This window comes from Globicatella sanguinis NBRC 15551, assembly GCF_001552295.1.
Lineage (GTDB): Bacteria > Bacillota > Bacilli > Lactobacillales > Aerococcaceae > Globicatella > Globicatella sanguinis.
Genome location: NZ_BCQX01000064.1, coordinates 1 through 12693, shown reverse-complemented (window position 1 = coordinate 12693; position 12693 = coordinate 1). Strand labels below are relative to the sequence as shown.

Annotated in this window: 9 protein-coding genes; 1 reads left to right on the top strand and 8 read right to left on the bottom strand. The window is 37.2% G+C overall.

Features of this window, described 5'->3' with window-relative positions; genetic code table 11:
- Positions 1–433: 433 nt before the first annotated feature.
- The 8 genes from GSA01S_RS06575 to polA form a co-directional block, all read right to left on the bottom strand.
- Positions 434–631 (bottom strand): hypothetical protein, encoded by a 198-nt coding sequence (locus GSA01S_RS06575; protein WP_066125998.1) that lies wholly within the window; start codon positions 629–631, stop codon positions 434–436.
- Between the two features lie 4 nt (positions 632–635).
- Positions 636–1568, bottom strand: a complete 933-nt coding sequence (gene dnaI / locus GSA01S_RS06570) for a primosomal protein DnaI (RefSeq protein ID WP_066125996.1) — start codon at positions 1566–1568, stop codon at positions 636–638.
- Positions 1565–3025, bottom strand: a complete 1461-nt coding sequence (locus GSA01S_RS06565) for a DnaD domain protein (RefSeq protein WP_066125994.1) — start codon at positions 3023–3025, stop codon at positions 1565–1567. The genes dnaI and GSA01S_RS06565 overlap by 4 nt, the downstream gene beginning before the upstream one ends.
- The gene (gene nrdR / locus GSA01S_RS06560) at positions 3018–3497 is read right to left on the bottom strand and encodes a transcriptional regulator NrdR (RefSeq protein WP_066125990.1); all 480 of its coding nucleotides are present in this window, start codon (positions 3495–3497) and stop codon (positions 3018–3020) included. Before nrdR ends, GSA01S_RS06565 begins: the two co-directional genes overlap by 8 nt.
- A gap of 253 nt (positions 3498–3750) precedes the next feature.
- Complete coding sequence (locus GSA01S_RS06555; protein WP_083513236.1) at positions 3751–4122, bottom strand: TM2 domain-containing protein; 372 nt, start codon at positions 4120–4122, stop codon at positions 3751–3753.
- A 392-nt stretch (positions 4123–4514) separates the two neighbouring features.
- Positions 4515–5093 carry a dephospho-CoA kinase gene (coaE, locus tag GSA01S_RS06550; protein WP_066125988.1) on the bottom strand — a complete coding sequence of 193 codons (579 nt, stop codon included), beginning with the start codon at positions 5091–5093 and terminating at the stop codon, positions 4515–4517.
- A gap of 51 nt (positions 5094–5144) precedes the next feature.
- Positions 5145–5999, bottom strand: coding sequence for a DNA-formamidopyrimidine glycosylase (gene mutM / locus GSA01S_RS06545; protein WP_066125986.1), 855 nt, complete (start codon positions 5997–5999; stop codon positions 5145–5147).
- A gap of 774 nt (positions 6000–6773) precedes the next feature.
- The gene (polA, locus tag GSA01S_RS06540; protein ID WP_066125984.1) at positions 6774–9431 is read right to left on the bottom strand and encodes a DNA polymerase I; all 2658 of its coding nucleotides are present in this window, start codon (positions 9429–9431) and stop codon (positions 6774–6776) included.
- A gap of 519 nt (positions 9432–9950) precedes the next feature.
- Here polA and pflB point away from each other — a divergent pair.
- Positions 9951–12221 carry a formate C-acetyltransferase gene (pflB, locus tag GSA01S_RS06535; protein ID WP_066125983.1) on the top strand — a complete coding sequence of 757 codons (2271 nt, stop codon included), beginning with the start codon at positions 9951–9953 and terminating at the stop codon, positions 12219–12221.
- Positions 12222–12693: the final 472 nt, after the last annotated feature.

Below are 12693 nucleotides of genomic sequence, written 5' to 3'. Positions count from 1 at the left end.
TCGCCCTAGAACTTGATTCATCCATGTAGTGAATTACACGGTTTTCTCAAGGGGCGACTTTAAATAAAATTCATTAAAAGACTTCCCAAGAATCATGCTAATAGAATTTTAACTGCCATCAGTTTATTACCTTTAGGCGATGTAAAAAAACTAAAAGGCTATAATGGTTTTAGACTACGTATTGGCGATTACCGGGTCATTTTCACCCACACTCATACTAACGGTAATATTCACATTATCGATATCAATAATCGAGGCGATATTTACAAAAACATATAATAATTATCGTCGCCAAATAGCGTTAAACTAACAATTTGTACTTTTGCCCTCGCAAATCTTGTCCATTTATCATCATTCATAAAGTAGCGTGGGCTAGAAAGTTACCAACACCATTTGGTTTCCTTCTAGCCCACGCTATACATTTTATATTAATTTAGTCCCTTAAGCCAAAGCTATAAACCAGTGCCACGATGGTAACGAAAATACCTAATAACATAGGAAATGCTAAGGTTAATTGTTTTTCACCAAAGACATAGACGCCTAAAATGACTATTTGGACGAATATACTGGTGAACAATAGACTTTTAATAATTCTTAAAAAATCTTGTTGGTCTTGTGGATCAAATTTCATCGACTTAATGCCCTCTTTCTTTTTGACGTAAATTCTCGCCATCTAATCTTACTTCGTGTGATAAAAATTTCACCCGCTCCATAATTCGAGCTGCCTTAATACTCTCCGTTGCATCACGGGTTTCTTGTAAATGATAGACTAATTCATCCATTGAGAAATTGGACGTAAAGAAGGTCGGTAATTTCTCTTTCATACGGTATTCTAAGATGACACTTAACACATCATCGCGTAACCAAGCTGAATTACTTTCTGCCCCAATATCATCTAACATTAAGATTTGGGGTTTCTTGACATCATCAATAATCGATTGCACCTGATTGGAGGTAATTGCTTCTTTAATCTCGGTCGCAAAGGTTGGATAATGTAACATCATTACTTTAATGCCTAGACGGGCTAACTCATTACCTAATGCCCCTAAAATAAATGTCTTCCCAATCCCGAAAGGTCCAGCAATATATAAGCCTTGGGCTTGATAGGGATTTTCTTTATATTGTCTCACAAACGAAACCACTTCAGACATTAACTGTTTTCTCGAAGCAGAATCCAAGTTTACATCATTAATCTTCGCATCACGCACATCCCGACTCATCATACGGTTATCAATATATGAGCGCATTTTACGTTCTTCTTGCATTCGTAAAAATTCAGGTGTTGGTTGATAAGCGATATCAATATAATTTTGATTGATAAATAAGATGGGGGTATAACCGGGATTTTTCCCCGGTTTACCTGCTTGATAAGCATCATATTCTAATACAAACTCATTCAGTTTGGAAAGCGAATTTCGAATCATTTCTTGAGACACGGACTCTTCGTGTAAATGAACAAACTCTTGTACCGCTGGATGATTTAAAATATGGCTCACTGTTTTTTTATATGTTTCATTAAAATGCGGTTCGTTTAAGAAGTTTTTTAATATTTCTTGAATGGTTTTCATTTTTCATCCCGTCCTCTCTCAAATATTTGACCTAATTGACTACGCAAATCAACTTCCGATGGTTGTTCAACCGCTGGAGTATCGGTCGGCTGTGTATCTGATTGGTTTTCTTGACTTTGTTGATTCTGCTGTGCCCAATAAGGCTGACGCTCCGTTTTCTTTTGACGTTGATAGCTTGGATATGATTTATGGTGATTTTGGCGGTTTTCGTATTGTTTTTGCTTCATCATGCGCTCTTTGGCTTTTTGATGAACAAAGGTCATTACTTTCGCCACTGTGGTTAACTGTTCTTGTTGCCATAAGTTAGCAATCCGTTCACTTTCACCTTTTTGAAAATCAGCACGATTCTCAATCATTAATAAATAATAGACTAAGAAAGTTTGTACACTTTTTGGTAGTTGCGAGCGCATCGCAATATTATGAACATACTGGAGTTCATTACTAGAGACAAAGCCATTTTTTGATTGTTTAATTTGCGTTAACAATACTTCGGGTGATACTTCTTCACACAGAGCCATGACTTCTAAATCTGCTTCTGGAAAATGAGGATATTGCTCTTTTAATGTTTGGATGGTCGTTTTTTTAACAATCTCTTTTGTTGGCTGTGACGAAGCGGGTGGAACATTGGTTGTTTGATGTTTATTCTTTTCGCTCATCCGTTGAGCAGCTAATTTTAACTCTTGATATTGAATAGCCGGTAATTCACCATCATAGCTTTCTAATAATAACTGACTAATCTGTTCTTCATCAAAACCGTAGACTTTGTGAATCGCCAATGTTTCTTGCTTAACTCTCGGCCCTAAGACTTGGTGATCAATGCCTGCCCTAATTAATTGGCGCATTACTTGCATATAGTCAAAATCATCTACCACAGAGAGTGAGGGTGGTTTTTGTTCATGGTGTTGCAGATTATAACCATTTTTAGCTTCATAAGCTTGTGCTTGGTAGTCGTTATGAGTTGGCGTCATGATTGTTTCAAAGGAGACGGTCACTTCTTCATATTCAGCCATTTCGATAGGGGCAATTTCCCATTGGCGCACTACTTCAAAAAATTCCACATCGCCTAATTGATTGATCAAGGCGTTACTTAATAAAGGATTGTCTAAAAAGTCCTTAATCAACAATGGATATTGCATATCATAGAGCAACGTAGGATATAAAATCCCTTCACCCGTTTGTTTAAAGGTCTCAATTAAGCCGACTGCTTCTAAATGGAGGCGCGCATCATCTATTTTCCCTAACGAACCCGCGATATAAGGAAATAAACTCGAATGAACTTTTTGCGTTGAAATCTTTTGTTCATTGACCGGCTGTTGGAATAATAATAAATAAAAATTGACGGCATCCATCCCGATAATCGGTTGATACAATTGCACTAGGCTTTGCATTTGGATGGCCGACAGGGCTCCTTTATGTCTCACGATAAAGGGTTGGATTGGACTTTTTAATTCACTCATCGCTCTCTTGCACTTCACTTCGTGATTTCATCATGCTTTCCAATTCTTTCATAAACATTTCGCGTGATTGAAATTGACGGTAAACACTCGCAAATCGGATGTAACTGACTTCATCTAATTCTAAAAGACGAGGCATCACATATTCACCGATTTGTTCGCTTGGAATCTCCGTGTCAATATAATTGCGAATATCATTTTCAACATCGGAGGCCAAACGTTCCATTTGTTCTCTCGTTATCGGACGTTTTTCTGCGGAACGAATAATCCCTCTTAATAATTTTTCACGACTAAACTCTTCACGAGTGCCATCTCGTTTAACCACAAGTAAAGGCGTACGTTCCACTCGTTCATAAGTATTAAAACGGTACCCACAATTTAAACACTCACGACGACGGCGAATCGAAGTATCATCATCGACCGAGCGTGAATCAATTACTTTTGTTTGTGAACTTTGACATTTTGGACATAGCATAAAAAGCGCTCCTCCTTTCTAAACACTGTTAGTTATTCTTATTGTAGCATATCTATACCGGCTTTGACACTCTGAAAAACTCAGTTAGTTTCATGATAGTATGATGCGGTAGTGAAAGTTTTATGAGTTAAAAAATTGATTCTTAGACGCTTAGATTCAATAGATAGAGGTCATCTAACACTACCAATATTAAAAATAAATATTCAGTCAAAATATCATATTGCCTTCTGTTCGTCATCTAACGCAACAAATATTAAATATAAATATTGCCAAACTGGTCTGGTTGTCTAAATAACACTCCAATCAAATGGAAAAAAGCAAATAAGCTAGGCACAAAAGTCCATGAAAAGGCTAAATATAATAATCCTTGAACCCGTTTGCCAGCGATAAATTTATGAACACCCAAGCCACCTAAAAAGAAAACTACTAAGAAATAAGTCCATTTACCAATCACTTTACCATAAGGTGGGTACGGTGCTTGTTGATAGGGGTTCACCGGTTGTCCATATTGATTATATGTTTGATAGTGATTCATCTGTTGATAATAGCGTTTATTTCTGCGCTCATCTCTTCTTGACAAGATGAATAACACCACGAAAACAAATATTAAAAATAAAAAGTCCATCTTTTTTCTCCTTTTTGTCATGACAAGCACTGCACTTTGTTTGAATTTTGTGCTGTTAATCCTGTAATTTTCGTATAACTAAACTCATAAAATTGAGTTCGTATTTTAGCTTATTGATACCTATAACCTGTAGTTTCGATGTTGTGCTAGTTGTATTTAATCTATGTTGCGACGGTATGATAGTAATCCTCTTAAACCTTAAGTGCAACATTGTGGTAATAGTAATAACAAACCTCAATTGCGATATTAAGCCAGTAGTCTTAATAAACCTTAGTGGCGGAGCTATTACAATAGTCTTAACTATCCTCAGTTGAGACGGTGTGATAATTGCAGTATAAAGGTCGCTGTTTCGCCATAACGTTACTATTATGATTGGACCACCCATTACCTGATTATAATTCTTCTAATAACTGATCTATTTGACGGTATAAAGCGTCTAAGTCACCTTCATTATTAATGACGACATCGGCTTTTTCTTTTTTAGCTTCTAAGGACCATTGGCTGTCAATCCGTTGGTTGGCTTCTTGCTCTGTTAAGTGATTGCGCTCCATTAGGCGTTGCAATTGGGTCATACGATTGACATAAACTAACCAAACTTGATCGACTTTTTGGTCATAACCTACTTCATACAACAATGGCACATCAACAAAGACAATCTCCGCTTCTGCTTTGGCGATTTGTTGGTCCATCCAATCCATAATCAAAGGATGTAACAAATGATTGAGTTGATCGCGTTTTGCTTCATCCTTAAAAATAACACTGCCTAATAATTCCCGGTCTAATTGACCGTCACTTTTGACCATTTGGTGGCCGAAAGCGTCAATCACTTTTTCAATCCCTAGGCTCATTGGTGCGACTACTGCTCGTGCCGCTTCGTCAGCATCAACGACCGTGTAGCCTTTTTGTCGAAGGTAATCTGAAACGGTTGATTTTCCAGTCGCAATACCACCAGTAATCCCAATTTTTCTCACTTCAATACCCCTCCTTTAATTGAATATTCTCGTTAAGACTCAGAATATATTCTAAGCCTCTTCAACGTATGCTACTGGCTGACAATGGCTACAAAAATGTGTCCCGCGGCCGGCAAATTGGATTTTACTGATTAATTGACCACAGCGTGGACACGGTTCTTCAGGTCGTCCATAGACTTTTAATTGTTCTTGATAGGTACCAGCTTCTCCTAATGAGTTTAAGTACGTTCTCACGCTTGAACCACCGGCTTTGATGGCTGCCGCCATAATGTTTAAAATCGCATCATATAATTGTGCCACTTCTTGATCTGTTAAGCTGTTGGCTAGTCTAGTGGGATGAATTTTTGCTTCAAAGAGCACTTCATCGGCATAAATATTACCCAACCCCGCCACGACTCTTTGATCTAAAAGTAATGGTTTGATTGACTTTTTCAATTGACTTAATTGTGTTTTAAAAGTCGACAAATGGAATTGTTCCGCATTCGGTTCTGGTCCTAATTTACGTGCTAAGAAATAATTATTTACGGATTCAGGTGCGACTAATTCCATGCGTCCAAATTTTCTTACATCGTGATAATGTAGTTGGCTACCATCAGTAAAAAGAAAACGAACATGAGTATGATTATCTTTAGTAGCTGGCACTTCATCAGCGGGGTAAAAATGGTATTTCCCTTCCATACGCAAATGGGAAATCAGCGCCCAATCATCAAAGCGGAAAATTAAAAATTTAGCTCTTCTTTCAACCGTATTGATTTGTTGACCTTTTAAATGTTCGATCCAGTCTGATAAAGGTTGTTCGGTGACGATAATTCGCTCCCAATCAATCACAATGTCCTGAATGACTTTCCCTTGCACCAAGCGGATTAATCCTTGACGGACACTCTCGACTTCTGGTAATTCTGGCATCTTAAAACTCCTTTAGTAAAACCGCTCATTAAAGTCTTTATTTATGCTAAGCGGTACCCTCATATAATAATTTGATTTTATCAAAGGTTATTACTGTTATCAATGTTTCACCTGCATTTCCTTGATGTTACGGTCTATTTGATTTTAATATTTGTTAACATTCAATCCTTACCTTCGCACAAATGACGTTTCGCACACATTGCGAAAAATCCTCACTTACTTCGCGTGATAGAAAATCCCACTCATACTAAGTTCCTACCAGCACAAATGAGTGTCTATTTTCGATGATTAAAGGGAGTGGGGCTCAAGCAAGTCATTAAGACGCAGTTTGATGCCACTCAACCACTGCGCTTTTAATTAACGAACAATAATCTTAACTAAACTTATCAAGTTTATGCCCACTCCCATTCTTGGCTATTTTAGTTTACTTGAGCCTGCTACGTTTCATGATTTCAAAACGTAGTAGGTCAGTTTTTTAGACTGAGCTGACAAAAACTTAAAAAACACCACTTGGTTTTTTTGCTTTTTCAGTGACATCGATGAGTCGTCTCCACTGGCCATCATTAACAAACGAAGCAACTATCATCCGTTTTTCTACTTCTTAACGACTGCCAGCACCACTTAATTTTTCCAGATATACTTCGCTATTGATGCAACTATTTTAAACACAATAAGACTGTTTCATTGTATAAATTGTAATGATACTTGAAGACTTATTTTCTTCTATAAACCACGAAAGACAAGACCAATGTTCAGTCTTGCCCTTCATCTCTTTTATTTTAATTCATACCAGTTTTCACCTTGGTTAGCTTCCACTTTTAATGGCACTGCTAATTCAACAGCCCTTTCCATTACTTCTGGAACTAACTCCGCTAGTCGTGCCATTTCTTCTGGTGGCGCTTCTAAAATTAACTCATCGTGCACTTGTAATAATAATTTGGCTTGTAAATTTTCTTTCGTGATGGCCTCATCTAGGCGAATCATTGCGATTTTTATAATATCAGCAGCCGAACCTTGAATCGGTGAGTTCATCGCGGTTCTTTCAGCAAATGAACGGATATTAAAGTTGGAAGAATGTATATCCGGTAAATAACGACGACGATTAAACAAGGTCGTTACATACCCATCTTCCTTGGCTTGTTTGACAATCTCTTTCATATACTCGGCTACCCCTGGATATTTGTCAAAGTAGGTGTCGATAAATGTTTTCGCTTCTTTACGCGTGATGTTTAAGTTTTGTGATAAACCATAATCACTAATACCATAGACAATTCCAAAGTTGACAGCTTTCGCTTGGCGACGATGATTGCTGGTAATCGGTTCGTCTTCTGGTAAACCAAAGACACGGCGGGCGGTCGCTGAGTGGATGTCCTCATCATCGATAAAGGCTTGACGCATGTGCTCATCTTCTGAAATATGAGCTAACACACGTAACTCAATTTGTGAATAGTCCGCTCCCAATAATTGCCATCCTTCATGACTTGGTACAAATGCTTTGCGGATTTTACGCCCTTCTTCTAAGCGTATCGGAATGTTTTGTAAGTTAGGATCGGTACTACTTAAACGTCCGGTTTGGGTCAGTGTTTGCATAAAACGCGTATGAATTTTACCGTCTTCTTTAATAAAACGTGGTAAGCCCGCTAAATAAGTCCCTTGCAATTTCGCAATTTGGCGATAATCCAAAATCTTCTCAACAATCGGGTGCTGGTATTTTAATTTTTCTAACACATCCGCTGCTGTACTGTATCCGGTCTTAGTCTTTTTAATCACGGGTAAGCCTAGTTTATCAAATAAGATTTCTCCTAATTGTTTTGGCGAATTAATGTTAAATTCATGCCCCGCTAGCTCATGGATTTCTTTTTCCATATCCGCAAGGCGTTCTAATAATAAAGTATTCATCTCGTCTAAGGCCGACGCATCGACTTTAACTCCTTCAATTTCCATCTTCGCTAAGACAACAGCCAATGGCATTTCCATGGTCAAGAAAAGTTCGGTAGCCGCTACAGCTTCTAATTTTGCTAAAAGCGGGTCTTTGACTTGTTCATACGCTTCGACTTTATTGGCAACATGTTGGTTGACAATTTCAGCGTCTTCTGGGACGGCTAATTTAGCACCTTTGCCATAAATACTTTCATCAAGTTGCACCGTTACCGGTAAGCCTAAAAAGCTTTGAATGGCTTCAATATGTTGGTCTTGGCTTTGTTCCGCTAAATAAGTCGCAATCGAGACATCAAAGGTCACATGTTGTAAAGAGGCACCGAAACGAGCTGCAATCACCATATCTTTTTTGGTATCATAGGAAACTTTTTCAGTTAACTCCTTGGCTAACCATTCTTTAAACAAGGCTGAATCAAAAGCTGTTTTTGCTTCCGTGACAAAGACTTGATGGGATACTAAATCTGACCAAGTGACTTTGACCACATCTGCAAAATGATAGTTTTCTTCAATCGTTTCAAAGTGAATCGCTGTTTGATCAGGTAAATGCTCTTCTTTAATCACTTCTAAGTAAATCACTTCATAATCGGATTCCATCACTTCTGACGCATCGCTAATTACTTCTTCACTGCCTAAAGCTGATAGGAAGCTATTAAATTCCATTTGACGATAAAACTCTGTTAAAGCGTCGATATTTTTCTCATTCATCGTAATATCGTCCACTGAAATGTCAATCGGTGCTTCTAATAAAATACGCGCCAAGTCTTTACTCATGCGGGCATTTGCTTCATCGTTAATAATGTTTTCTTTCATTTTAGAAGGTTTTAACTCATCTAAACGTTCATACATCGCTTCAACTGTTCCAAATTGATGTAATAATTTTAGTGCCGTCTTTTCACCAATACGGGTGATACCGGGATAATTATCGGATGAATCGCCCATCAAGCCCTTCATATCGATAATTTGTTCAGGGGTAATATCATACTTTTCACGAATTACGGCAGGGGTATACGGTTCTAGATCACTCACCCCACGGCGTGTAACATAAACTGTCGTATTCTCATTAGCTAATTGGATTAAGTCTTTATCTCCTGAAATCACCACGACTTGATCGTCCTTATCTGCTTGATTGGATAAAGTTCCAATAATATCATCTGCTTCATAACCTAAGACATCATAGTGTTTAATGCCATAAGCATCCAGTAAAACTCTAAAATAAGGCATTTGCTCTTTAAATTCACTCGGTGTCTTTTGACGTCCACCTTTGTATTCTGCATATTTTTCAGTACGGAATGTCCGCTCACTTTTATCAAACGCTACTAATACATGGGTGGGTTCAAATTGTTGTAACACATTATCTAACATGCGATTAAAACTATATAAAGCATTAGTATGCAATCCTGAACGATTTTTAAAGCGTTCCAAATCTAAAATCGAATAGAATGCACGAAATGCTAAACTACTTCCGTCTATTAAGACAATTTTTCGTTGGGCCATAATAATCTCCTTCTTGATTTTCTCTTCTCCATTATAACAAATTGTCCTTTATTACACATCTTTAATGTTAAAGACGAGCATTTTCTTTTTTTAATCGGTGTCAACCCTTTCTGCCATTGCAATTATTTTCTTTTTTTATTCGAAAAAAAATAAAAGCAAGCTGTATTAATCGTGAAAACCAGACGATAGACCGACGTCGCTATGAAATTATCAAAGATTACTCAAATTTAGTATAAATTATTTTCATAAAAGAATGATATTAATAAAGGAAAACTGTTTATATATTGTGAAAAAGAAAACCAACTTCACAAACTTATAAATGAAAATTATTTGTAAAACCCTATCAAAGTGGTACAGATAAAAACTTTTTATAGTAACTGTTCCATCGTTTTGAAACAGAATTATTGTATTATCAGTGTTTAAAGACGGTTTTGGCCTTGACGGACTGTGTTATTTTCCGATACAATGTAAGTGTAAAAACATTGTGAATCAATTTTCAAAAAACAGGAGGAAAAAGAAATGACAGAAACAATGACAAAAGCATGGGAAGGTTTTAAAGGGACTGCTTGGCGTGAGAATACTGACGTTGGTCAATTTATTTTAGATAACTACACAGAATATACTGGCGACGAATCTTTCTTAGCTGAAGCAACAGAAGCAACTCAAAAATTAAACAAGACTTTCGAAGATTTATTAGCTTATGAAGTTGAACATGGCGTAGTCGATATGGAAGAAAAAATTGTTTCAACTGTATTAGCATACCCTGCTTCATACATCGACAAAGACTTAGAAAAAATCGTTGGTTTACAAACGGATAAACCATTAAAACAAGGCTTAAACCCATTCGGTGGCGTTCGTATGGCGAAACAAGCATTAGAAGCTTATGGCTACTCATTAGATCCAGAAGTTGAAATGCAATTTACAGAATGGATTCAAACACATAACCAAGGTGTATTCGACGTTTATGATGCTGACATCCGTGCTGCTCGTTCAAACAAAATCATCACTGGTCTTCCAGATGCTTATGGACGTGGACGTATCATCGGTGACTACCGTCGTGTGGCATTATACGGTACTGACTTCTTGAAAAAAGAAAAATACAGTGACTGGGTTGCTATGGAACGCGAAATGTATACTGAAGAAGAAATGCAATTACGTGAAGAAATTTCTAAACAATATCGTGCTTTAGAAGAAATTGCTCAATTAGGTGACATGTATGGATTTGACTTACGTCAACCTGCAAAAACAGCTCAAGAAGCAATTCAATGGACTTACTTAGCATTCTTAGCTGGTGCAAAACAAACTAACGGTGCGGCTACTTCTTTAGGACGTATGGACGCATTCTTCGATATTTATATCGAACGTGACTTACAAGCTGGCTTGATTACTGAACAAGAAGCTCAAGAATTAGTTGACCACTTCGTAATGAAATTACGTATGATTCGTTTCGCACGTACACCAGACTTCAACGAAGTATTCTCAGGAATGCCAACTTGGGTAACCTTATCAATCGCTGGTATGAACAATGATGGCCGTTCATTAGTTAACAAAACATCATTCCGTGCATTACACACATTATATACAATGGGTGAATCACCAGAACCAAACTTAACGATTTTCTATAACGAAAAATTACCACGTGCATACCGTGAATATTGTGCAAAAGTGTCAATTGATACTTCAGCTATCCAATATGAAAACGACGAAGTAATGGCTAATGTAATGCATTCAACAGATGCTGCTATTGCATGTTGTGTGTCCCCTTCAGTTATGGGTAAAGAACATCAATACTTCGGAGCTCGTTTCTCTGGACCTAAAGCCTTATTATATGCTGTATCAGGTGGGGTTGATGAAAAAACTCGTAAAACTGTTATTAAAGGTTTAGAACCAATTAAAGGTGACTACTTAGAATATGACGAGTTAATGGAAAAATTAGATAAAGTTATGGACTGGACCACTAAAGTTTATGTTCGTGCATTAAACATTATCCACCGTCAACATGACCGTTATGCTTATGAATCAACTCAAATGGCGTTATTAGATTCACATCCACACCGCTACTTTGCAACAGGTATTGCTGGTTTAGCATTAGTTGGGGATATGTTATCAGCTGTTAAATACTCTAAAGTACGTATTGTTCGTGACGAAGATGGATTCCCAGTTGATTATGTTGTTGAAGGTGAACAATTCCCTACATTCGGTAACAATGACGACCGTGTTGACTCATTAGTAACTGGATTCTTACATGACTTTATGGAACGTTTACGTAAATTACCAACTTACCGTAATGCTGAAATTACAACTTCAATCTTAACCATCACTTCTAACATCGTGTATGGTAAAGCATTAGGTAATGTATTTACAGGTTCTAACCCTGAAGTAGTTGGTTACCGTGAACCATGGACACCAATTGCACCAGGTGCTAACCCACAATATAACTCAGTTAAATCAGGAGCTTTAGCTGCTTTATCATCAGTTGCTAAAATTCCATTCGAAGATGCTCGTGACGGAAGCTCATATACATTTGCTATCCATCCAAAAGCATTAGGACGTGACGATGCTGACCGTAAATCTAACTTAGCAACTATGTTAGACGGTTACTTCAAAAAAGGTGGACACCACTTAAACGTTAACGTATTAAACCGTGAGAAATTAATTGATATCTTACAACACCCTGAAGAAAACCCACACGCTGTATTACGTGTATCAGGTTATGCTTTATACTTAAACAAAGCAACTCAAGATCAAATCAATGATATCTTACAACGTGTAATCCACAACCAATTCTAATTTGTTTAATAAATCCTAAGCAGCGAAGACCAAGCCAAGTGCTTGGTCTTCTTTTTTGTAACTTAAATTATGAAACGTAATGCTGATACATTTTCTAGAGCGTCTAATAAATTAAGTAATGCCTTTAGAAAATATGAATATGAAAATGATTCAAAGATGACAATGGCTCAATTTTAAATTGCGAATTGGCTCAGTTTTAAATTGCAAAGTGGCTCAATCTTAAATTGCGAAATGGCTCAATTATAAATTGCGAAATACACATGGCGAATAATTCATACGATTTGAAAGATAAAATCGTATGAGTGGCTTTGAGCATTAAGCAGATGGATACACAGTTCGTTATGATGTGTCAGTTAAAACGTCTGATTGTCGTTTGAGATTTAGATGCTGGGAATAAAGCAGATAAATTCCATCGATTTATTGGTAATTAATTAAAAGCGCAGTGGTTGAGTGGTCTCAAACGGCGTCTTTC